The organism is Paenibacillus sp. Soil766, from assembly GCF_001428105.1.
Lineage (GTDB): Bacteria > Bacillota > Bacilli > Paenibacillales > NBRC-103111 > Paenibacillus_E.
In genome coordinates this window covers 41,734-65,520 of the sequence record NZ_LMSJ01000011.1, presented here as the reverse complement: position 1 = coordinate 65,520, position 23,787 = coordinate 41,734, and the positions used below count along the sequence as shown (strand labels likewise).

Below are 23,787 nucleotides of genomic sequence, written 5' to 3'. Positions count from 1 at the left end.
TCACCGTTACCTGAATCTCAGGCTGCAGTCCTGATCATCTGGCATACGGGGTCAACCCTTGACAGAGCCCATAAGCATGCCTTTGGTGAAATGCTTTTGGATAAACGGATATACAAGAATAATGGGTAAGCTTGCAGCGACGACGGATGCCATTTGCATCGTTTCAGTAGGCAGCATATTTTCAGCATTTTCCAGCGGTTGCTGGGTGAGCATGAGAAGTTCACGAATAACGACTTGCAACGGAAATAAACTGCGGTCTGTCACATACATAATTGCTTGGAAAAATTCATTCCAATGGCCGACCATATAAAACAAACCAATCGTGAGCATAGATGGCATTGAGAGCGGCAATACGATTTGCCATAAAATCCGGAATTCCTTTGCGCCATCCATCCGTGCGGATTCAAACAACTCTTCAGGAAGGCTTTCAAAAAAACTTTTCATAATCAGAATATTAAAACTCCAAATCGCATTCGGTAATATCATAGACCAGACGGAATCCAAGAGCCCTAGAGACTTCACAACTAAATAAGTTGGAATGAGTCCCCCGCTGAACAGCATCGTAAAGACGACCATGAGAAGGAACAAGCTTCTGCCTGGCAGATTGCGGCGACTTAGTGGATAAGCCATTAGGGATGTCAATATCAGGTTTACCAGCGTACCTACAACGGTGATGAAGATCGTCACCCAGAAAGCCTTTGGTATATTGGTTTCGGTGAAAAGCTTGTGATACGCACTGAAGGTGACGGATTTCGGAATGAGGATGAAGCCTCCGTTTTTCAGTACCTCAGAGAATGGAGTAATGGATACGGCGATTACATACATCAGCGGTAGAATCGCCGCTAGCGCAGCAAGCCCGAGAATGATAATGACGATCGTATTCACGATCCGGTCTTCCCAGCCTCTTACCATATGCCCTCACCCCACTTCTTAGATAATTGATTGGAACCAAGGACCAGAACGAGCCCAATCACGGATTTGAACAAACCGACGGCAGCCCCCAGGCTGAAATTAAGCTGCTGCAGTCCTGTTCGGAATACCCAGGTATCCAATATATCTGCAACTTGATAAACTTGAATGTTATAAAGAATATAAATTTGATCAAAACCGGCATCCATAATATGTCCCAATTTCAAAATGAGCAGAAGTACTATGACATTTCGAATGCCTGGAAGTGTTATGTGCCAAATCATCCGAAGACGGCTTGCACCGTCAACACGAGCTGCCTCGTACAAGGTCGGATCAATCGCTGTCATGGCAGCCAAGTAGATAATGGCCCCCCAGCCCAGATCTTTCCAAACTTCCGAACTAACCAGAATCGTACGGAAGTAATCAATCGATGTCATGAATCCGATGGATTGTCCGCCAGCATCTTCGATCCAGCGGTTGACGATTCCGGAGTTTTGCGATAGAAGCGCCATTAGGATCCCGTAAATAATGACCCAAGATAAGAAGTGCGGCATGTACGTTAGCGTCTGGACAACAGTTCTGAACCAACGAAGCCTGCATTCATTGAGAAGCAACGCCATAATAATTGGTGGAGCCATGCCGAACAGCAGCTTATAAATGCTAATGACGAAAGTGTTGACCATGAGCTGTCCGAAATACGGAGAATTAAAAAACGTTTGAAAATGCTTGTACCATGGATCAGCCCAACCACTGCCGAGAATGCCATCCAGTATTTGAAAATCTTTAAACGCAATGATTACACCGTACATGGGAATGTAGCGGAATATAATGTAGTAGGCAACACCGGGTAACAGCATGAGGTAAAATGCACGGAAGGCCCAAACCTGTCTAGCAGATAGTTTAAACCTGGATTCCTTTACCTTGTTCCCCGCCTTTGTTTGCTGTTCAATCATAATTTGCTGTTCCATAAGGACACCTCTTTTCCATCTCTGTACTCGCTTCCAACGGGTTACGTTTAGTATAGCAAGCGCTTTCTTTGGAAAATATACAGTGATCCTGCGAAAATGTCCGAATTCTTGCAAACGTTTTATTTTTGTCATTCTGTATGTTCCACAGATGGAAGCTCGATGCGGATCAACGTACCCACTTCCGGAATAGAGAAAATGGTCAGGCCGTATTCGGGGCCGAAATGCAGTCCAATTCTCTCATGAACATTCATAATTCCGATTCCGGTAAACCTGTGTTTGCTCGGTGCTTTGTGCCTCTCCGCAAATAAACTGTCCAATTGCTCAGAATTCATGCCAAGCCCGTTGTCTCGGACTGTAATAATCAGTTTATCTTTGAGGCATTTTGTGCGGATTCGAATGGTTCCCGTTCGCTTTAATGGGACGAGCCCATGGAAAATGGCATTTTCTACAAGTGGTTGCAGGGTTAATTTCAGAATCGTTTTCGATTGCGTTTCAGGAGCAGCATCTATCTCCATTGTAAATTTATCGCCATACCGTACTTTCTGAATGTAAGCATACATTCGCAGCCCTTCTAGTTCATCGTTTAAGGTAACGAACTCCGAGCTTTTATCAAAGCTGAAAGACAATAAGCCTACAAGCGTCTTGATCGCTTCTCGAACTTCGTTGATTTTGTGTTGTTTGGCCAAAGAGCTAATGCAGGCGAGAGTGTTGTACAGAAAGTGCGGGGCAATTTGGCTCTGGAGCATTTTCAGCTCAAACTGCTTCTTCCGCCGTTCTGCTTCCTTGGTCTCATGCAGCAAATGATGAATACGCTCCATCATAGCGTTATAACTGCGCGCCATGCGGCCAATTTCGTCATTCCCAGTCACATGAATGGTGTGAAGCACCTCCATATCACGAACCCGGTCCATCTTCGCAACTAAAGTACGCACGGGCAATGTAATGTAGCGACTTATCATATACGTACTGACCAATACAAGGAAAATCCAAAAAACACCCGCTGTACTAAACGTACGGTAGAGACTGCTAATATTATGATAGAAAAAACTATTCTCATAGAAAGCGACAAAATACCAACCCAGCTTGTTCATTCCTGATTTTACAGCGACTAAGTCACCTTCTGCTCCTTGAATCTCTGACGCGCCAAGTGGAAGCTCCGCTATTTGGTCAACGAAACCTGTATTCAGTTCCGGCGGAAAAACAGTCGTGTTGTACGGAAGCAACCGATAGGAACTTAGAGGAAGACTAGCATCGAAGGCATGAACAACGTTCCGTTTATTGGTGATGATCGAGAACGTTTGATTTTTCGTATTCATGAATTGAGCAATCAAACTCGTTAACTGAACGAGATCGATTTCCACGACAGCCATACCTTTAAATGACTTCGTCGAAGAAGATTGAATTGGCAGAACGAAGGCGACTGTTTTTCCCGACATGGAGGATTGATACGGTTCGGAAATGAACATGCCGTAGGTTTCTTTGGCTTTCGTAAGCAGCATAGGGATTTGCGGATTTCCGATAATCTCAAAGGTAGTTTGAGAATTGGAGATGATATTGCCATCTTCTCGAACCAAATAGAGCGATTTATATAGCGTGCTGTTCATCTTCGCATAGGCACGCAGAATTTCCGAAGCTTCCTTCTCCATGCCTTCATTTAATAGATCTTCACGGGTAGAGATCAATAGAAGAATGTTTTGTACATTGTCCAAATAGGCATTCATATAGAGATTGGTTCGATCAATAATAATTTGGGCATCCGAAACGACTTGCTTCCGAAACAAATCCTCTGCTTCGCGCAAGTTGATCCACGCAAGTCCCCCTAACAGAACCAACGTCCCCAGGGACAAAAACAGAAAATGTTTGGCCAGCATGCTCCAACCACTGAACCACGAGATAAGCGCTTTCATTTGTCATCAGCCCTTTTTATAGTCTGTTGGTGCTACACCGGTCCAATTCCGGAAAAGCTGTGAGAAATACCTGTAGCTTGGTATGCCTACCTGTTCAGCAACTTCGTACACTTTAAGCTGCGTGGTCTGAAGCAGGTTCATGGCCTTCTCTATGCGCAGCCTGGTCACATAATCGTTGAAGGATTCCCCTGTTTCTTCCCGAAACAGTCGGCTAAGATAATACGAACTCAGACCAACCTCTGCCGATACGGTAACCAGCGTAATGGGCTCCCCCAGCTTATTCTCAATGATTCTTTGGGCAAGAAGCACTTCTCTTCTAATCTTCCGAATGTCGCTTACTTCCGACTCCGGTAGACTGGCTATCTCTCGTTTCATCCGTTCTTGTTCATATTGCTTTAGATCGACTTCACGCCTAATCGCTTCTCTCGCCTTTTCAATCAGCGCCTTCATATCCTCTTCGTCAAAGGAAAGCTTGGTGAAATAGTCCAAGGCCCCGAGCTTCAGTGCTTCTTGCGCATAATGAAAATCGCTATGACAGGTTAATAGTACGAACTGAATAAGCGGAAATCTCTTTTTGACTCTGCGAAAAAGTTCTAACCCGTCCATAATGGGCATCGTAATATCCGATATAACCAGATCCGGCTTTAGGGCTTCACACAGCTCCAAAGCCTCTTCGCCATTCTCAGCTTCCCCTGCAAGTTCAGCTCCGAACGAATGCCACGGCATGGTCCTTAGCTCTTGCCTTAACGGCAGTTCATCATCAATGATTAGCACCCTTATCGGCGTAGCAGACACATCAAGCACCACCCTATCAGTGAATCAATTTTAATAATAAAGATCATTATAGCAGTTTTTGTGAATACCGATATAATTCCTTAGCATCTTTACACACACACATGTCGGGTGACAAATATGTTTTGAAGTGCAAGAAGCCAGCAAACTGGGGGGTTTGCTGGCTCTTTCATATAAAACGATGTACCCACTCTCCCATACTATTTGGACGAAGCTTCAATATGTCCGTAGGCCCAGTGATCTGCAGGAACGTCTTTCCAAGTGATATGACCCGTGATGTTCGCCGGCAAAAAAAGTACCGTCTTCATAACCGAATACGTAGCGTGGTAACGGTTGGGACAACAGCTTCGGCAACTGCACTAGTGTAAACGTACTGAACTTCTCAACTTCGATTTGAATCCCAATCGGACGGCCGTTTGCGTCTGTTTCTACGTTGCCTTCTTGCAGTAATCTCTCTCCGTCACTATGCTCGATGTACACTGCCAGCGTATGTCCACTCACACTCAAATCCAATCCTGCATCCGTGATCGGGAAATACAGTTTTGTTTTGTGCCCTGAATAGTTGGTTTCGATGTCCATCGGCTGCCCGATGACCTTGGCGCCAGCATTGATGACGTGCAATGCGGCTTCCTTGTTTCCACCTTCACCTGCAAGCGACTTCATGCGGAAGATGGCATCTTGTGAAGCTTTCTTCAATCCGGCAAGAGCGTCAACAGACAGTTCAATTCGTGCATTAGCTGAACTGATTTCGAGCTTGATCTGCTTATTAATCAGCTCCTCCATAAATGCAGGATTCACCGAGATTTCATATTCATTAGGCTGGTCCGAAGCATTCGTGTCCAGATTAATCCGCACGGTTCTTCCCGTATTTGCCATAGCTGCGGCTAACACTTGCTTGGCAATCGACGGATTGAGGATAATCGCGTCCACTTTTGCCCCGTTTAAGCCAACCGTGCGTACGATTTCAATACGAACCGCTTTTTCGCCCGATGTGGCCTGTGCAGTGCGGGTGCCTGGAGCCGATCCTGATGAACCGTGCTGCTCTTCATCTTGGCGCGTGACCTGGATTTCGTATTCCGCATGGTCAATTCCATTTGGAGCCATTACTGCCACCGTAATAGTATTGACGCCAATTTTCAGCGGAATGGCTGTTGATGCTGCTCCGCTTGCCACAATGTCACCGTTAATCGTAACGATAGACAGAGACTCATAGGCAGATTGCGTCACTGTGATGGCATTGACGCTGTTCGCTACCGTTGCCTCATAGCGCATTACATTCTTTTGGAAGGCAGGTGTTAACATACCACTGCTAATCGCGAGTGAATTCAAACTTGCATTAGTAGAAGGCAAGCGTGTAACAGTTATACCGTATGTCTGGGTATCACCGTTTTGCCCTGTAACGACAAGGCTCACTTCGTTGGCGCCGACATGCAGCGGAATAGCTTGCGACGCTGCACCATTCATAGCCGCAGTTCCGTTCACCGTAACCGTAGCAAGCGGATCTTCCAGCACTGGTGTAACCGTGATCTCATAAACATTGTTGGTTACCGTCGACGAGTAGTACTGCTCATCGGCATGGAACGCTGGAGTCAAGGTGCCTGCGCTCAAGAACAACGCATGCAGGTCCGTCATGCCAGGAAGCTGGCGGGTCACATGGACCGTGTACGCCTGGATCGCTCCATTTTGCGACGTGACTTGAATGGTAATCGTATTGAGGCCTACGTTCAGTGGAATCGCGGACGAGCTTTGACCGCTGGCCATAAGCGTTCCGTTTACTGCTACTTGCGCATGAGGCTCATCCGCCACTGGGGTAACGGTCACCGCATCGACCACATTCGTGACAACAGTGTCATACATGCCGTCAAGTCCCTGCGATACAAGGGTATCGTTGAGCGCGAGTGAACGCAGGTTGGTGTTGCTGGACGAGTTCACTACAATGTATGGCTGATTTTCGGCATTTTCCCTACTGTTGATTTTCACAACATTCGGGCTGAGCGGCAGGAAGCGGAAAGACGCCTTTTTGTCCAACGCCATCTGCGCTTCTACGAAGTTTTTTACATCCACACTGTACCAGCCTGTGTGATTGATATTACTCGTAGTCAGTTTCGTAGCTCCACCGATCAAGCGATTGTTCCAGTTCATCGTGTTCTCGACCCAGGTATCGCCGTCATACACGTAAATTTCCACATTATTCGTGCCGCTGGTGGCTTCGCTAACGTAAAAGTTCAGCTTAGCGGTTTGGACAGGCTCCGCGTATGCGCCGAAATCGAATTTTATAAACGAGATCCGGTCCCCACCGCCGGCCGAAGACGGCACATCGACCACTTCCAGTGCCGTTTCACTACCATAATTGGTTGTCGGGAAATTCTGATGCACATACGTATCCGCCGTCACCGTAAATACATTATTGACATACACGGAACGTGTTACTTTGACGGAGTAACTATCCGTTACACCTGTGTTGCCAGTCACGACAATCGAAATCGTCGTTTCCCCTTCGTTCAAAGCAATACTTTGCGACGCGCTGCCGCTGGCGACTTTTTGCCCGTTCACCGTGATTGCGCTTCCGTTCACTAATGCAGTCGGCGTGATTTGGAGCGAGCTTACACCGTTTGGCACCGATACCGTATAGGAAGCTTGGTTTGTCGAAAATGCCGGAGACAAGCTGCCGGTGCTCATTGTCAATCCACTTAAGCCGACCTGCGGATACATCGCCGTCATATGCGGCTGATCGTAGGCCTGAGCCCAATAATAGCCAGGTGCCGTAACACGGCGGGGCTCAAATCCAGACTGCTGCCCGTTTGGAATGCTTTCCGAAGTAAAGGAGATCGTTCCGCTACCATCGGCAGTACCGCTTACATACTTACCCCCTGCAAAATGGAAACGTCCTTCGACTGCGGCGCCGCCTATCGCCTGAGACGTCGCTTTATCGACGACCTTCATTCTGGCCGCTGAATTCCCCGTGCCGCCCGTTACATGCAAGCCAGTCACGATCATCGGCTTCAGCGTCGTGCTGCCCGTTTTGGCAGATGCTTGCGCAGATGCCTGCCCGATATTGCCCTGCATATCCATGGCCGCGACTTTGTAATAATAGGTCGTATTTTGCAGCAGGCCGACATCGTTGTACGATAAGCTTCTGGCGAGTCCTGCCACATACTCAGGGCCTGGCGTAAAGCCGCTCTGTGTGCTGCGGTAAACGATATACCGGTCAATTTCGGAGTTATCCATTGCCATGCCGAAGCTGATCCGGATCTGCTGGTAATCGAGCGCCATCGCAGATGGCGTACCGCTTACAGCGCCAGGTGGTTCTGTATCGGTTGGTGGCTCCCAGAACACGCCGCCAGCTCCCCAAAAGGATGGCAGCTTGCGGATGTCGTCGTAGTGATGCATAGCAATGCCGCCGAACGATGCGTCGTCATTGAAAGCTGTATACACTTTGTCAAGCTCCGCTTCCAGAACTGCACGGCCTTCTTCCTGAAATGTGATCGTCTCCGGATCGCCGCTGTTCGCGATATCTTTCGTCTCTACGCCAATGACGACCGAGTTTGGCTTATTAATCGAATTCGCATAATCAATTTCGCCTTGCGCTCCCGCCATGATGCCGGCTCCCCCATCAGCCGTATCGCGGTAGTCCATGATGGCGATATAATCGCTGATGTCTTGAACATGCTGAGACAGCCATTTGGTGCTGCCTTTCCACGTAATGTCCTTCGAATTGTCACTCGAATCGTACCACTTCGGTATGGCTGGACCGAACGGCAGATTGATACCAGCGGTTTGAATTCGGTTCTTCATCTTCTGAATGCCTTCCAAATATTGAATCTGAAGCGATGGTTTCTTCGAATTAAACTCCGCGGAGATGTAAGGCTCAATATCAACGTTCACACCGTCGAACCGCTCATTTGCGCCTGCAGCCAAATTGTAGTTGATGATATGCTCGATCTCGCGGATCGCTTTATTGTGGTAAGTTTCATATGCTCCCAGGTATGGCGGAGAAGTTCCGCCCGCTATACAAGCCTGCACTTCATAGCCGTGTTGATGCGCCCAGGCGACGAAGTCGCGCAGCTTGCCCGGGTCATCCTCCAGAATGTCCATACCTGCAAAAGAGCCAACTGCCAAATAAAACGTCGTGATCTTATCGGAGCCGAACGTTGCCGTATCTTGAGCAAGCGCATCGAGCACCTGGCGGGAATTCGGATTTAGCAGCAGCTTATATGTCTCCGGCTCCCATATCCACATCGCGCGGTCCTGCCGGGACATGTGAAACGGCTCGTTCGTGCCGGCTCCTACCTTGGCATAGGTCGTCATGCTGAAGCCGACATTGCCCTTGGTGTCCGAAGCCTTCGCTTCAATACTCACCGTTTTGTCACCGATCCCGTCGGGCTTCCAATTGTAAACGTATTTATTTCCATTCAGAACTGTATTCAACCAGGCGCCGTTATTGATTCTGACCTGCACGCTCTGAATCGTTTCTGCGCTTGTGGCGGAGATACGAATCGGCACTGTGCCGCTGATATTCCCGCCGTCAGCTGGATTGATGACGGTCACTTGAGGGAGACCAGCCTCGGGGTTGTTCACATTTACATGAATCGTTGGGCTCCAAACCGCATACCGTGAGATAATATTGCTGGCTTTAGCGAGCACCTGCACATCGCCATTGTAAGAGCTGGCATCAAAGTCATAATACCAGGTGCCCGTATCGTCCCCTTCTGGGTCGATCATCACCGTATTAACCTGCTTTTCACCGTTAATGTACAGCATGACCTCATATGCGCCCGTATACGTTCCAGAAAAACGAGTGACACCTTTGACCAGCTGTACGCCGTCAGTCGGCGTATCGATCGTGACGCCTGGAGTTACATCTGCACTGGCATGAGACGGCATTCTAAACGTCACTGCGATCAGAAGCAAGCATACAAGCAATCCTATGTGACAAAACTTTTTCGCGAGCATGACCAATGTGACCACTTCCTTTCATTTAACATGATTAAAAATTTTTAAAAAAAACGGATGTTGCTCACCCAGCATGAAGCTCGAGTCAAACAACATCCGTCCTTTCTCAGCAAGTCTTGTCTTGTTGCAAATTGCAAATTATTTCGTTTTCAATTCGACCGACTCTATCCGTTTATTAGCCGTTTTATACGTATCTACCAGCTTCTGCACGCCTAGTCCATCAATTTCCTTGACGTACTTATCCCATTCGCTCAAGCTGCGGGAGCCCAAAACGAACTTGGCGAAGTTCTCATCTCGGCTCTTTTTCACCGCTTGACCGGTCACAGCCAATCCCTCGTTCTCCGCTTCCGTAAACGCCGGTTTCGGCTGCATCGCCGGCAGATCGTATTTCACAACTTCCTGATACGCCGCACGCAGATCTTTCGAGAACAGTGACAAATGCGCCCCGAAATCGATCCAAGTATAACCTCCGCTCGTCTGAAGGCCTGTTTTCTTGCGCATTTCTGTTACATCTGTAAATTCAGGCTTGAATTTCTTCTGGCCGTTCTCCACTGTAAACGTCTCACCTTCTTTCCCCCAGCTCGCCAACGTTTTGCCTTCCTCGGAGTAGAAGAAATCCATGTATTTCATTATGTCTTTCACGTTTTTAGATGTGGATGCCACTGTTAAACCGCCCTCCAAGTAATGGAAGTACGGATTCAACTGCTTGCCGCCAGCAATCCCTGCCGGAGGCGCCATGAATTGCATGTTATATTCTGGATTTTCCTTTCTCATGGCGTTATTGAAGAAGTCAACACGGCTGATATAGTCAATCGTGATGAACGAGTTACTGTTGGAAATCATGTCCTGCCATTGCTTCGTTTGCGTCGTCAGGAAATCCGGTGGGATCAATCCTTCTTTATAGAATTTATTCCAAGCACCCAACATTGCTTTATACCCTTCTTCTGTCGGTCCGAATCCCCAATCCTTTTTGTCAAAGTTATAGTAAACGTTCTCGCCAGTATTGAAATTCGTCGTCAGATTGGCGTACATTTCGTCCGGAATTTGGCCAAAACGCATGGAGAGTGGATAACTGCTTGGATACAACTCCTTCAGCTTCTTCATTACGGTATACAACTCATCGTAGTTTTTAGGCGGCGTCAATCCATGCTTGCGGAAGATGTCCTCCCGGTATAACCAAATCATCCGGTTTGTTTCCCCGAAGCCTTGGTTCGGGAACATGTACATTTTGCCATCCGTGGAAAGAACAGCTTTTCCTTCCTCTGGATATTTCTTCAACCATGCCGTCAGATTTGGCATCTGGTTCAAATAATCGAGAATATTAACGAGCGCACCTTGCTGACCGAATTTATTCGAGGTCACACGAGTAGGAATATACAGCAAATCTGGCATATTATTAGAAGCTACAACCAAATTGAGCGAATCGCTCAGTTTACCGGACGGTGTCTGGACATCAAGTGTTACACCTGTTTTCTCTTCGATCCATTTCCAAACCGGCCAATCTTTACTGTAAGGAAATGTTGGGTTGCTATCCAACAAAGCCTTGAATGTTTTCTTTTCTATGGCTGGCGTCGACGTGCCAACAACACTCTCCGATGCCGTACTCTTCGGTTCCCCGCTTACATTCCCCTCCGTCTTGCCGCCTGTACATCCAGCTAAAACAGATAATCCGAGCATCAAAGTCACAAGCATCATTGCGTTTCTTTTCATTTTCTTTCCCCCTCGTCATCTTTTGGGTTGCTGACTGCATTCTATGCAATTGTGCATTATCCTTTTACTGCGCCAATCATGACACCTTTGACAAAGTATTTCTGGATGAATGGATAGACCAGTAGAATCGGCAGCGTCGATACCATGATTGTCGCGAATTTTAACGAGTCCTCTACGATAAGATTATCACCTCCAATTCGAGTTACATCACCCGATGCGACGTTGCCTGCTAATACGAGATTGCGTAGAAGTACTTGAAGCGGAAACAGATCCGGATCTCTTAAGTAAAGAAGTGGCAGCATAAAATTGTTCCATAACCCTACCGCGTAAAACAGGGATACGGTCGCGATGACCGCCTTCGACAGCGGCAGGACGAGGCGGAAGAAAATGCCGATATCGGTCAACCCGTCCATTCGGCCAGATTCTTCAACTTCCTTCGGCATGTTGCTGAAAAAAGTGCGCATAATAATCAAATTCCATGTACTCACCGCTCCCGGAAGCACCATGCCCCAAACCGTGTCTATCAAACCCAGCGAGCGTACGACCAGGAACGTAGGAATCATGCCTCCGCTGAAAAACATAGTGAAAATAATGAGTATAGTCATCGACTTATGAAACCCCATATCCTTACGTGACAGCGCATACCCCCCCATAGAAGTAACAATGACAGAAATCAGTGTGCCTAAGCCGACGTAGACCAGTGTGTTTTTATACGAAGTCCATATTTTCGGATTCTGAAACACCAATTCGTACATCTTCAGGTTGAAGCCTTTGGGCCATAGACTAATTTCCCCTTTCATAACATATATATCTTTACTTAATGAAACGGCCAGCATATATAGGAATGGATAAAGCGTAACGACAATGACAAGGAGCATGATCAGAGAATTCACTAGGCCGAGAAGGCTGATCCGATTTTTCATACCGTTAGTCCCACCTTTACCATAAGCTGTTTTCTCCCACTTTCCTGCTGATGTAATTCGCCGAGTAGATAAAGATTAGGCTGATGATGCCCATGAATAAATCGATCGACGCCCCGTAGCTGAAATTGCCTTGCTCTAGACCTACACGGTAAACATAAGTGCTGATGATATCCGCCGTCGAATAGACAGCCGCATTGTACATAAGAAATACTTTTTCAAATCCGATTTCCAATACTTTCCCAACATTTAATATAAAGAGGATAACGATCGTCGGCGCAATACCAGGCAGTGTCACGTTCCACAGCTTTCCCCAGCGTCCTGCTCCATCAATATTGGCCGCTTCATAGAGCTGCGGGTCCACAGCTGTCAATGCCGCCAAATAAATGATCGATTCCCAGCCAATTTGCTGCCATATATCCGAAGCGACGTAGATGGAACGGAACCAACCAGGCTCCATCATGAAGTTAATCGGCGTGAAGCCGAGCTTTTGTATAATCTGATTGATTAGGCCGCCAGAAGGAGACAGAAACATAATGACCATGCTAGCCACAATCACGTTAGAGATGAAATGCGGCAAATAGCTGACTGTTTGGACAAACCGTTTTAAAGCCATACTTTTTAACTCGTTCAGCAGGATGGCCAGAATAATGGGCGCGGGGAAGCCGAACAGCAGCTTGTAGAAGCCCAGTAAAAGTGTGTTGCGCATTAAGAGAAAGAAATCCGGATTTTGAAAAAACATCACATAATATTTGAACCCTACCCATTCGCTAGCCCAAATCCCTTTAAAAAGATTAAAGTTTTTGAATGTAATCACCAAGCCAAACATAGGGATATAGCGAAATATGACATAGTAGATCAAGCAGGGCAGAACCAACAGCCATAAATATTTATTATGGTTCCATGACTTTCTCAGCAGACTCGTTCTCTTGGTCCGATTGAACGATTCGGCGGATACTTGCTCTTGCTTATGCTCGATTGCGTGTGTATTCGTCTGTGCCATGCGCATATCTCCTCATTCAGTTATAGATGCTTGCCTACTGCTGGCGCCTTCGTGCAGCCGGCTTTGATATCGTCATTATACGCACGCCATTCTCGGGAAATAAATCTCCACATTTACTGGAGAACCCGCATTTTATTGGTTAAGCAAAGAAAGTGTGTATGATTTAGAAGAAATGAATATTGTTCCTGCACATTACGTTCCCGTAGTATAGTGGTATGATAAATGTAATATATATCCGCCTAGATTCGACAGAAATCGACACAAAGAGCATGAGGGGGGTCTATCGGATGTTGAGATTGAAAAGATTCAGTTGGAAAACCAACTCCTTGTTCGCTAAGTTAATGATTAGTTTTCTTGTTGTAATTGCCGTGCTCGCGCTCTTCAATTTCGCATCCTTTCTATTTTTGAAATCGAAAATCCACCAAGAGATCGTCAAATACAACCAATCTAATTTGAATCATACGGTGGAGCAATACGAGAACCATTTCAGACTGGCCTGGGAAACAATTATCAGTTTAAATCAAGATGACATATTCAGGGCGAATCTGAATATGTTGCGGAATGTACAGAAATTTAACGCTTATGACAAAGTAGATAGCGTCATGTCGGCGATCAAAGTGCTGATTGCCAACCCTTTTCTTTCTATTGACAATATCATGCTTTATTTTAAGAATGATTCTTATGTGGTGGAGAAGGAAGGGACGAGCGGGGCTAAGGACTTGTTCTCCAGATATTATGCCAGCAGCGAATATTCGCCGGAATTTTGGTACCGCCAGTTCGACGAATCCTTTACATACCGGTTGATCCCTGTCTCCTCATTCACGGAAATCTCAGCAAATATCCAAAAGAACAAGGGGCAGCTGCTTCCAGCTGTTATCAAACTGATGCCATATAAAGACATGTATTTCATCGTCATGCTCGATCCGAAGAAAATGTTCAACTCGTATCATTACTCAGATCATTCTGATTTCTACATATTAAATGAAGAAGGTGCTTCAATCTTCTCATCGGCACCCAGCATGAAGGCACTTCTTAACCAATCTTTTGAAGGACAAAACGGGAGCTTTACCAGCAATAATCTCTATTACTTCTATCAAAAAGGGCAGCAGACTGGCTTGACCTATGTAAGTGTCGTTCCGATTAAGAGCATTTCCAATCAGTTAATGCGGTTAAATATTCTTTTCATTACTTTACTGCTAATCATCATCCTGCTAAGTATCGTAACGTCTGTTGTACTCACGATGCGATTGAACCGGCCCGTCAAAAAAATCATCGAAGCCGTTCAGCAACGTCACCCGACAGCCATGCCGATGAGCAGCCCTATCCATGAATTTAATATGATTAGCGAAAAAATGAGCAGCATCCTCCGAACAAATGACCAGATGACGGAGGATTTAGACAAAAAGAAAGACCAGCTTCGCTATTACGCTTACACAAACAAATTACGAAACATCCATATGAACTTATCTGACCTGCGGGAGCTGGTTGTTGCCGATACCCCTTTCACACTCGTGCTGTATCAATTGACGATGAAAGAAAAATTTGCGGAACTCGATTACGAGCTCGAAAAAGCCGTATACTTTATCCGGGAATATATCAACATTATCCTATCACAGGCATACCAGGACACGATTACGTTCCAAATGGATAAAGATACGGTGCTTACCCTATTCTTCTGCCCGGACGATACGGCAGCTATTGAATCTGCGTTGGAGCAATTGATTCAGGTACTCGAAGTGGACCGAGATCTATTTTTCCTGACTATGGCAGTAAGCCCGATATATCCCGATTCCGGCCATTTGATTTCGGCTTATGAATATGCGTCCACCATGCTGCTGCAGCGGAAATTGAATGACGAGACGCAATTCATCCGCACGTTCCGTCCTGCGAAAGGGGCCGTTCATTTCACCGTACTAGAAGAAGAGGAGTTCTCCACCCGGTTCATGTCCGGCAACGAACAGTCAATATTGGACTGGATCTACCGTTACCTGGACTCCCTCTATAAGAGAAAGGCTTCCGTGGACGAATTCAGACGGTTCGCCAAAGAAGTATACGGCCAGTTGAACAAGTCGCTTATAAAACTTAATTTGCAAGTCGAGTTGTTTACTCTGGAATTAGATCACCTGAACAGCTTTTACAGTATCGACAAATACAAGCAATGGTTCAAAGAGCTTCTGTCGCCGGCCATAGAAAAAGTGAATGACAAGAAATCGGATCACGATCCGACGACCCATTTTATCTTGGAGTATTTGAACCTGCACCTCGAGCAAGACATCACGCTGGATATCATGGCGGACAAATTGAATATTACGCCAGGTTACTTATCGACCTATTTCAAAGAAAAAACAGGAGCGAATTTCAGCGATTACTTGAACGGCTTGCGCATGCAGAAAGCGAAAGAGCTACTGAATAATCTGGACCTGAAAATCCAGGAAATCTCCGTCAAAGTCGGCTACCATAACGTAAATTCGTTTATCCGCATGTTCAAACGCTACTCCGGTATTACCCCAGGTGAATACAGGAAGATGTACGGCACGCAGAGGACGTAATTTTTTCAAAAAAAATCCTCCTGCAAGATTCCAGTGTAATCTTCTGAGCCGGCTGCGGCGTCTGTCCGCCGCTCTCGCCCACATTCGTATCCGCGCCGTCGCAAACGAATGCTGCAGGTCGGCCTGTAGAACCTCTTATTTCAACTCCTGCAGCCACTGCCTTCAATAAACCCCGCATTGGCCGGTTAAGCAAAAAGGGACCCGCTGAATATAAGCGGATCCCTTGGATTGCATTCTCTACTCTAAAATCAATCCTGATTTTTGTAAAAGCCGTCTTACAAATACAGCAACCTCCGCACGGGTAATATTGTTTTTTGGCGCCACTAAATTGCCATCCCGGCCGGTAATAATTCCGGTCTTTATGCACGATACAATACTGCTTTTCGCATAGTCAGCAGAATAACCGGCATCTGCAAACCCTGAAAGCAGGTTTTCAGCTTCATTCTCTTTAAACTCTGCTTGTAATCCAGTAATTTTCATTGCTCTTGCCGTCATTGTCATAGCCTGCTCGCGGGTAATTTTATCCGCAGGCCCGAATGTACCGTTTCCGTATCCGTCTATAATACCGTATTCGTAAGCAGTGGCCACGGCATCGTAATACCAATTGCCTTTGGTTACATCGCTGAAGATATCCTTACCGGTACCGGGCCTCATTACCCCAAGCCCCTTTACTATAATCCCAGCAAATTCCGCACGGGTAATGTCCCTGTCGGGCTCAAACCTTCCATCTCCGCTACCATCAATGACAAGTCTGGACCCCATGTCATTCACCGCTTCTTTTGCCCAATGCGCATTAACGTCTGCAAAAGTTTTGGAGCTGTAAATGACCGAATAGGTGCTGTTGGTCAAGCTGTTGATTTTGGCGTAGCGTCTTCCGTCGATGATAGAAATTGTCGTAGGCACATGGGAGAAGGTTCCGTCAGTATTAAGGACAATGCCTGTCGTTATCTTGCTCGAATCTATTCCATCCGGAATCGCTATGGCCCTTTCCACAAAGCCTTTGAATGTTGAAACGTCCACCGTTTTGCTGCCACTGGTGAACGTAATATTGAACTCTACCGGATTGACAACAATCTGATAACTGTTTTCGTTTGCAGTATCTTGAACCATCTTTACCGTATCGGTTGGAGGAGTTGCTACCATTATGTTGACTTTAATATCCTGCAATGCCACCTGATCCCCAATCTGTTGTGAGACGGCCATCATATTGATGTATGCTGCAGGCAGCGTATAAATTACATTGTCCGTTTTTATCTGCAGCACTGCTTCCTTGGCTTCCATACTCTTGACCGTCTGCCCGGTCAATTCATAGACTACCACGTCAGATTTGTCTGTGACTGGAATAGTCACTATGGCTCCCTTTCCTTCCTGTGACAACTTTTGTTCCACCTTGCTCTGGTCAATGGAAACGGTAGTCACGGTTTTATCGCCTTCTTGAATGGTTGTTACTATGCCGGCATTTTCCTCTTTATCGTTAACCGGAATGTCTGCGCCAGTATTACCTGTTGCTGGTGGCGATGATGTACCTTCACCGCTGTCGGAATTGCCGTTGCCGGATCCGCTGTTATCTCCTGTTATAACGGCACTTACAGTCAAACTTATGGTTTTGGTATCGGTAATGCTATTGATCCACGCAGTCCTATTCCAGGTTTGCTTCTGGAATGTAGCCGTTATGGTGTAATTGCCTGCTAAAGTCGACGTGTAGCCGGAGGAATATACCTGTCCGGTTACGGTAAATACCCCCGACTTGCCTCCTTCTGTGGAACTCCATGTAGTCGGGTAATATCTTTCGTCACCGATTACTGTCGGTGTAATGCTCTGTCTGTTGCCCTCTGCCGTTATTGTTACGGTTTGCCCCACCACAACACGGTAACACGTTCATTGGACGATGAAGCATCACATATTGCAAATTCCCTTGAATCATCATTTTGTCGGGAAAAAGAAAAACGTCCCGATTATCGCTAACGTGCCCTTCCGTCAGAGGACCTATATAGTGGAATGCTGCGCTATAGTTACGCATTTTCAACTGCTGCAAATCTAATTTATATAGCACCGTGACAGTATCATTGGAGCGCGCTGTTTTAACAAAAGTGTCTTCAACTTCATTTCCATTGAATATCCACTCTGGTACATATTCAAATCTCGTCTGAACATCCGACAGCCAATAAGGGCCCGGAGGAAATGGGCGACAAGCCACACTAACGTATAGCTCCCCTTCAATTGGGAAGATACGGGGATCTTCAATACAGCCATTTGCATAATTGCGTACGCGATTTCCATGAATATCTGCAATGTAAAGTTCGTGTTCTTCATAGCCTAGCGCCGGCGAAAGCGCTGGCTCGCTGAAATCGGCTTCCCATGTTTCCCCATTATCTTCGCTAGTAGCATAGCCTAGGAAAATTGGGTATGGGTCGTGGCAGCCCTCTCTCCGCTTTTGTGCCCAAGGACCCGTTGCCCTAAACAACATATGCAATGTGCTCGACTCTGGATCTTGTACGATGGCAGGATTCAGCACCATTTTGCTGGCCCAGTCACAGCCTGGTACCGGTTCTAATACCGGCTTATTTAAATATTTAAAATTTGGTTTCATTATCCGTATTCCTCTCTTTCCTCTGTCAATCTCAACGAAGAAACTATATAATCGGAGCAGAATAGCTAATTTCTGGAGGTATCTTCACTATGACGAAGTCAGGTCAACACCAATCCTACGTCATTTATGCTAATTATTTCACCCACACAAAGCCCCACTCCGTTAAGTATAAAGACGGGCTGAACTTCTACCTCTTCCGGCTTCAGGCAGAAGGATCCTGTCGCGCACTGGTGGGAGGGAAATCCGAGACCATCATCCCCGGTGACCTGCTCATTTATCCTCCTGATCAGCCATACGAACTCAATGTGCAGCCCCGAAACGCTCCGGAGTCGGGTGCGATTCAACCTGTCAGCGACTATTTCCTGGCCGGCAACGGGGGATGGCTGGAATCGTGGTGGAAAAACAAAGACTTGCCCACTAAAACAAACATTGGCTTTAACGATACGGTCATTACCCTATGGAAGCATATTATCAGCGAAAAGAAAAAAGTCATGCAGAACCAAGTGGAGATCATGGACTATCTTCTTAGAACGCTTTGTTTGACACTGGAGCAAGAGATTCAGAGCAAACAACGCACCAAAGGAGCAGATATCGCTCATAAACTTAAGCTATTTATAGAAAGTCATGCAAATGAACCTCTTAGTTTGGAAAAAATATCGGCCTCTGTAGGATTAAGCGTCTCTCGCTCCTCGTATCTATTTAAAGCCACTTTTGGCCAATCGCTGTTCGCCTACTGTATTGACGTTAGGCTAAAGCTTGCGCAGCAGCAGGTGCTCTACAGCAATCTTGCGCTGGAGCAGGTTGCTGAAAAGACAGGCTTTGAGAGTTACCCTCATTTTTGCCGAGTTTTCCGCGAACGATTTGGACATCCCCCAGGAGAATACCGGCGTAAATTTGGATATGGGTTCAATCCTTATTGATGCGGACTTAGGACGTCTACGTATAATACCTGATTCTCTTGAACGAGTAAGGAATGAAGCTGCTCATACTTTACATTTTGAACGATGCCATCCGTATCAAGCGCTAGAACTGCTGCGGCCGCAGCAGATTGTCCCAGGATCATAAATACAGGCTCCATCCGGATCGAACCGTAGGCTGCATGGGTAGCCGAAACGCATACTGGCACAATTAGATTGGTGCACTCTGTCCGTTTTGGCACAATTGCTCGATAGCTTATCGGATAAGGCGCTTTTAATTTTACGTAAAATCCGCCTTCTGTGCTAACATGCCCGTCTTCGTTTACATAATATTGGGTGTGGTGCGAGTCCATGGCAAAGGATCCCATTCCAACGGAATCCGCTACTTGATTTTCCAATCTAACCACATGCTCGGTCACTACATAGTCACTAACCATTCTGCGGGATTCTCTGACGTACAACTGTGGAGTCCAGTGACCTGTCTCGATAAATTCATCGAGCGGCAAGCCCCACGGCTTGTAGACTGCCCGAATTTCCTCTGGTACTCGCGGATGATTTTGAATGGTCCACACATAGCCTTGCTGATAGACGCGATGAGCATGCCACATGTGTTCCCGCTCAAGATAATCCGCCTCTGCATAACTATGGTTCATTCCATTATAATCCGTAGAAATGCCACTATTGTTATTGGAGTCTGTCTTATCTGGTGTTACCAGATTCAATTTAAAAAATTTCGAACTTTGTCCTTGCTCGATGGCCCGGAACAAAATTTCATAATCGGCTTCGTTATATCCCTCAGGCTTTTCGATCTCCAGGCGGTTGTCCGGATTATTCGTCAAACACATGCGGAAGTTATAAGCTTGAAGCTTGGTGTCCCCATCACCAAAATTTCCACCACGGTGAGGATTGACACGCAAAAGCAAGCCGCTCGAGGGTACCCCTTTAATGACATACGGATCAATCCCGCTGGGTAGCTCATTGAGTTCATTGCCAGGATGAATGCCGTTTAATGTCTCCCCATATTGTGAATTGGACTCCCGGCCGACAAAATAGGATACGTTCGATTTACCCATCAAATCCCCTTCATACGTAGCATCAATAAACACTTTGCCTTGATAGAGGTTCCCGGACTCCATGCAAATGGAGATAATTTTTAAACCTTTCTTTGTAACCCCGTCTTTTAGACGTAGTCTTTCTCCGTATATGACTTCAATGTTATGTTCCGCCACCAAATCTTGCATAACTTCGAGCGCTACTTTAGGTTCAAACAGCCAGCAAGCACCGTCATGCGAGTATTTCTGGGCTACCCGTTTGTAAAACTCCAAGGATAAGCCTCCGATAGCTTGTTTCATCCCGAAGTCCGTATCTCCCAGGCCTCCAGTGGTCAAGCCCCCAATCCGCTGACTTGGCTCGATAACGACTACATTTTTAGACATTCTTTTAGCTTGAACAGCAGCCATAATACCTGCCGCAGTCCCTCCGTAAATTACAATATCATACTGTTTCTCCTGGTACATTTTATTCATCCTCCTCATAATTACATTTACATTTATTATAAGCCTATCCTCAATCTATCGAGAATGATGGATCTTCCTTTTTAACTTGATAAATCTTACTTTTTTAGCATGACTACCATTTGACATAAATGACCCGGAAGCTGAGCACTTTTTTTAAAAGTGTCCACCCTCCGGGTCACAGTAGAAATCATAAAATCAGTAGTTTGATAAACCGGAACATTATCTATATGTGCATTAACGTGTATGACGTCGTCATTCATGTTGGATGACAAATTGGTTTTGAAGTGAATTTTCAGCCAAATTGTTTCATTTACAAATTAGTTATGAAGTACTTCTGACAAATTCAGTCCTGTGTTTGCGCTAACTAATATCGAGAAAGACTGTTGTGCTTGCCCAATAGCCTCCTTCAATAGACATCCCGTCGCTGATGCTGATGGGTTTCACATTTCCTGTCTTGTCGACGCTGGCTACATCCGGGTTGTTCTACAACTAGGGTGTTATTTCGCTTATATCGGGAATACCCTTGTTTATAAATAGTAGACGCTTTTCGGTACGCTATCGTAAATAATGCTTTAAAGTGCTGGCTAATGTAATAAGTGTTCCCCAAAAAATGGGATTATCAAAATCGTTAAGGCTACCTTCTGCGTGTGCATTAGGTGAATCGCCAGCTTCTGCTTGGGCTGATGCATTTCACGGTAGCGCGGATTCCCCCACTGTGGATACGTCCATTGCACCTCTGGGTCCGGCGATGTCGGAAGAGGCTTCGCCTCCATGACAGTAAATTTTGCTTCTTCGGCGCATGCCAGTTGAATCTGTAACCTTTTATTCCCAATGGTTAAAATCGCTGTTCGCCCTGACTCCATGATTTCGACTGAAGCCTCGCTGTTGATGTGCAGGAACCATAGAATCTCACCCGCCTCTTTCAACGCAATCTCGTCATGAATTCGGATGTGCTGACGATTGTCGACAAGCGCAATCTCACGCACTACCTTATTTGCCGCCTGAGCATAAGCCGCTGTCAGGTCCATTGTGGCATAGCATTCCATCGCGCTAGCTTGAAACAGTGTAATAGCTCCTTTGGCCAGTGGATCTTGGTCTGGATTGGAATCCGAATCTCCACTACGCGGACGAGGATTGATTACGAGCGTGTTATGCCCTTCATCTAAAGGAAGATCATGTACAGCAGCCATCCTATGATTGGGTTGGTACCACAATAAGTCCATCGGGTTCTTGAAAGGCTGTACCCCTTGATCAACAATGCCAACGCGCCACTGTGTAAGAATTGGCAGGTCAAACTTCGTCGCCAACCATGACATGCCCTCATTATCTCGGTAGTTCAACTCCGTAAAGCAATCGGCAAAATTAAAATACAAACCGGAGGGCCCCTCCATATAGATAGGGAAATAACCGCTTTCCCGAATGCCTTCACTGTGGGCAAGTTCATTGAAATCAGCACCAAGCGCACTATCCAGCTGAGAAAATATCCTGCACAGAAAGCCTTTCTTCCATGAGCATCACAAGTGCCCGCTTCAACCTCAATTCGGTTACATATTCAGTAAATGTTTTCCCATTGACCGTTTTAAATAGCTTGCTGACGTAGTTCGAGGAAATATTCAGATGTTCAGCGACGAGATCTAGCGAGAGTTGATTGTTTAGATTCACTTCGATAAATTGATTAATTTTATCCTGCAGCTTGATGTCTAATTTAAACTTGCCTACCTGCCCATTTTCTGCCACTATCTGTACGATTGGACCAACCCAATTCGGAAACAATGCTATGCTTCGCAGTTTTTTGAATGCTTCCTGGATATCGAAACCTAGCATTTCTTCCGATGTTTGCCCATGTGCATGAATACGTTTGCGAAGAACAGTGATTACATCCGTCAATGCCGATTTGCAAAAGGCCACCGTATACTGCCCATTTCGCAGATCATCTACGAGACCTTGAATTGTTTTAAGCGTCTGCTCTGCAAAACCATCTCTTAGCTCGTCTTCCATCTGTTGCAGACATTTGAGAATTGGGCCTGACTCTTTGCGATGCGGAATTGATAGTTCCCCGTATTTCATAATGGTGTCTGGATATAGAAAAGCATAAGGAAGTGCTTCCTTCGCTTCGCGATACCCATCTGATATGTCAGATTCATTAATGGCATACGTTTCACCGACACTCAGCGTATAACTGGGATTCAACTGCGTATCCATAATGGTCGTCATACGCGCCAAGATCGCATCCAAACTAGTCGTTTCATCAAAATTGACGATACCCGAAATATGTTCATCCTCGTCCTGAACGGCAAATAGGCGACAATTTATCGTATCGTTCTCCAACGCTTGCACAAGATTATAAACTTGCATCATTACCAGCTCGTACGGAATGTTGTCCTGCGGCAAGAGATGTACGACGAAACAACAATAATACGGAAGGTCAATTTGAACACCAGTCACTCTTTCATTGGGCAGCGACTGATCGTTCAGTTGAACTTTGCCTGTTAACAATCTCAAGATATAGTTGTGCCGGATAATCGGTTTATTTCGCTCTAAATTTAGCTTTAATTCATCAATTTCCGTGCCAATTGGCTTATTGGCTCTTCTCGTCATCCAGTAGGCGACTAACAAGTTTACGAAAAGAAGCATACCCGCTATCGCGATTAACCAATTGCGAATTTCAATCGTTTTGCCAAAGAAAGCATCCACAGGCATGACAGAAACATACCGCCAATGATTCATTTCAGAAAGCGAGTAGGAGAGAATGCTGGATTTCCCATTCACGGTGGCATACAGGAGGCCTTCCTGCTTATCAGCGCCTAGTAGCTTCTGGCGCAACCCAACCCAAGGACTTCCTGATACGCCAAGCAGAAGCTTATAATCCTGAAAGGCAATGAGCACACCATACATAGGGCCATAATGGAATATGGCGTAATAAAGAAGGACGGGAAGCAGCATGATGAATAAGTATTTATGTTCCCAATATTGTTCCCAGATGGACTTTTTCTTTGCGTTTACGACAAGAGCCGGCACCGTTTTTCCGAATACTGACATTATGGGCTATTAA

The 23,787-nt window shown here is 46.0% G+C and carries 15 protein-coding genes; 2 read left to right on the top strand and 13 right to left on the bottom strand.

Annotated features, from left to right (window positions below):
- Positions 1-51: 51 nt before the first annotated feature.
- The 8 genes from ASG89_RS09150 to ASG89_RS09115 form a co-directional block, all read right to left on the bottom strand.
- Positions 52-912 (bottom strand): carbohydrate ABC transporter permease, encoded by an 861-nt coding sequence (locus ASG89_RS09150; protein WP_057310279.1) that lies wholly within the window; start codon positions 910-912, stop codon positions 52-54.
- Entirely contained in the window at positions 906-1,862 is a 957-nt protein-coding gene (locus tag ASG89_RS09145) for an ABC transporter permease subunit (RefSeq protein ID WP_157276583.1), read from the bottom strand. Before ASG89_RS09145 ends, ASG89_RS09150 begins: the two co-directional genes overlap by 7 nt.
- A 143-nt stretch (positions 1,863-2,005) precedes the next feature.
- Positions 2,006-3,784 carry a sensor histidine kinase gene (locus ASG89_RS09140; RefSeq protein WP_057310277.1) on the bottom strand — a complete coding sequence of 593 codons (1,779 nt, stop codon included), beginning with the start codon at positions 3,782-3,784 and terminating at the stop codon, positions 2,006-2,008.
- Positions 3,785-3,790: 6 nt separating this feature from the next.
- Positions 3,791-4,579: a response regulator transcription factor gene (locus ASG89_RS09135; protein ID WP_057310276.1), complete on the bottom strand. Its 789-nt coding sequence runs from the start codon at positions 4,577-4,579 to the stop codon at positions 3,791-3,793.
- 213 nt (positions 4,580-4,792) lie between these two features.
- Positions 4,793-9,529 (bottom strand): cadherin-like beta sandwich domain-containing protein, encoded by a 4,737-nt coding sequence (locus tag ASG89_RS35075; RefSeq protein WP_157276578.1) that lies wholly within the window; start codon positions 9,527-9,529, stop codon positions 4,793-4,795.
- A gap of 138 nt (positions 9,530-9,667) precedes the next feature.
- Positions 9,668-11,239, bottom strand: coding sequence for an extracellular solute-binding protein (locus ASG89_RS09125; RefSeq protein WP_057310275.1), 1,572 nt, complete (start codon positions 11,237-11,239; stop codon positions 9,668-9,670).
- 56 nt (positions 11,240-11,295) lie between these two features.
- A complete protein-coding gene (locus ASG89_RS09120) occupies positions 11,296-12,162 on the bottom strand; it encodes a carbohydrate ABC transporter permease (protein WP_057310274.1) in 867 nt (288 codons plus the stop codon).
- A 16-nt stretch (positions 12,163-12,178) separates the two neighbouring features.
- Positions 12,179-13,162: an ABC transporter permease gene (locus tag ASG89_RS09115; RefSeq protein WP_082592937.1), complete on the bottom strand. Its 984-nt coding sequence runs from the start codon at positions 13,160-13,162 to the stop codon at positions 12,179-12,181.
- A 287-nt stretch (positions 13,163-13,449) separates the two neighbouring features.
- Between ASG89_RS09115 and ASG89_RS09110 the strand changes: the two genes are divergently transcribed.
- Complete coding sequence (locus ASG89_RS09110; protein ID WP_057310273.1) at positions 13,450-15,711, top strand: helix-turn-helix domain-containing protein; 2,262 nt, start codon at positions 13,450-13,452, stop codon at positions 15,709-15,711.
- A gap of 237 nt (positions 15,712-15,948) precedes the next feature.
- Here ASG89_RS09110 and ASG89_RS09105 read toward each other — a convergent pair whose 3' ends face one another.
- Together ASG89_RS09105 and ASG89_RS09100 are read right to left on the bottom strand one after the other, a co-directional pair.
- On the bottom strand, positions 15,949-17,307 hold the full coding sequence (locus ASG89_RS09105) for an S-layer homology domain-containing protein (RefSeq protein WP_157276577.1): 1,359 nt from the start codon (positions 17,305-17,307) through the stop codon (positions 15,949-15,951).
- A gap of 196 nt (positions 17,308-17,503) precedes the next feature.
- Positions 17,504-18,301: a hypothetical protein gene (locus ASG89_RS09100; RefSeq protein WP_235549672.1), complete on the bottom strand. Its 798-nt coding sequence runs from the start codon at positions 18,299-18,301 to the stop codon at positions 17,504-17,506.
- A gap of 89 nt (positions 18,302-18,390) precedes the next feature.
- Between ASG89_RS09100 and ASG89_RS09095 the strand changes: the two genes are divergently transcribed.
- Positions 18,391-19,221 carry an AraC family transcriptional regulator gene (locus ASG89_RS09095; protein ID WP_057310271.1) on the top strand — a complete coding sequence of 277 codons (831 nt, stop codon included), beginning with the start codon at positions 18,391-18,393 and terminating at the stop codon, positions 19,219-19,221.
- Here ASG89_RS09095 and ASG89_RS09090 read toward each other — a convergent pair.
- From ASG89_RS09090 to ASG89_RS36985, 3 genes are all read right to left on the bottom strand, one after another.
- Positions 19,215-20,735 (bottom strand): FAD-dependent oxidoreductase, encoded by a 1,521-nt coding sequence (locus ASG89_RS09090; protein ID WP_057310270.1) that lies wholly within the window; start codon positions 20,733-20,735, stop codon positions 19,215-19,217. The genes ASG89_RS09095 and ASG89_RS09090 overlap by 7 nt on opposite strands.
- A gap of 584 nt (positions 20,736-21,319) precedes the next feature.
- Complete coding sequence (locus ASG89_RS09085) at positions 21,320-22,108, bottom strand: heparinase II/III domain-containing protein (RefSeq protein ID WP_057310269.1); 789 nt, start codon at positions 22,106-22,108, stop codon at positions 21,320-21,322.
- Between the two features lie 91 nt (positions 22,109-22,199).
- Positions 22,200-23,774 carry a helix-turn-helix domain-containing protein gene (locus tag ASG89_RS36985; protein ID WP_057310268.1) on the bottom strand — a complete coding sequence of 525 codons (1,575 nt, stop codon included), beginning with the start codon at positions 23,772-23,774 and terminating at the stop codon, positions 22,200-22,202.
- Between the last annotated feature and the right edge of the window lie 13 nt (positions 23,775-23,787).

Coding starts and splice junctions, on each gene's coding strand:
- ASG89_RS09120 (WP_057310274.1), bottom strand. CDS start 12,162: ATGAAAAATCGGATCAGCCTTCTCGGCCTAGTGAATTCTCTGATCATG.
- ASG89_RS09110 (WP_057310273.1), top strand. CDS start 13,450: ATGTTGAGATTGAAAAGATTCAGTTGGAAAACCAACTCCTTGTTCGCT.
- ASG89_RS09100 (WP_235549672.1), bottom strand. CDS start 18,301: ATGAAACCAAATTTTAAATATTTAAATAAGCCGGTATTAGAACCGGTA.
- ASG89_RS09125 (WP_057310275.1), bottom strand. CDS start 11,239: ATGAAAAGAAACGCAATGATGCTTGTGACTTTGATGCTCGGATTATCT.
- ASG89_RS09090 (WP_057310270.1), bottom strand. CDS start 20,735: ATGTACCAGGAGAAACAGTATGATATTGTAATTTACGGAGGGACTGCG.
- ASG89_RS09145 (WP_157276583.1), bottom strand. CDS start 1,862: ATGATTGAACAGCAAACAAAGGCGGGGAACAAGGTAAAGGAATCCAGG.
- ASG89_RS35075 (WP_157276578.1), bottom strand. CDS start 9,529: ATGCTCGCGAAAAAGTTTTGTCACATAGGATTGCTTGTATGCTTGCTT.
- ASG89_RS09115 (WP_082592937.1), bottom strand. CDS start 13,162: ATGGCACAGACGAATACACACGCAATCGAGCATAAGCAAGAGCAAGTA.
- ASG89_RS09140 (WP_057310277.1), bottom strand. CDS start 3,784: ATGAAAGCGCTTATCTCGTGGTTCAGTGGTTGGAGCATGCTGGCCAAA.
- ASG89_RS09095 (WP_057310271.1), top strand. CDS start 18,391: ATGACGAAGTCAGGTCAACACCAATCCTACGTCATTTATGCTAATTAT.
- ASG89_RS09150 (WP_057310279.1), bottom strand. CDS start 912: ATGGTAAGAGGCTGGGAAGACCGGATCGTGAATACGATCGTCATTATC.
- ASG89_RS36985 (WP_057310268.1), bottom strand. CDS start 23,774: ATGTCAGTATTCGGAAAAACGGTGCCGGCTCTTGTCGTAAACGCAAAG.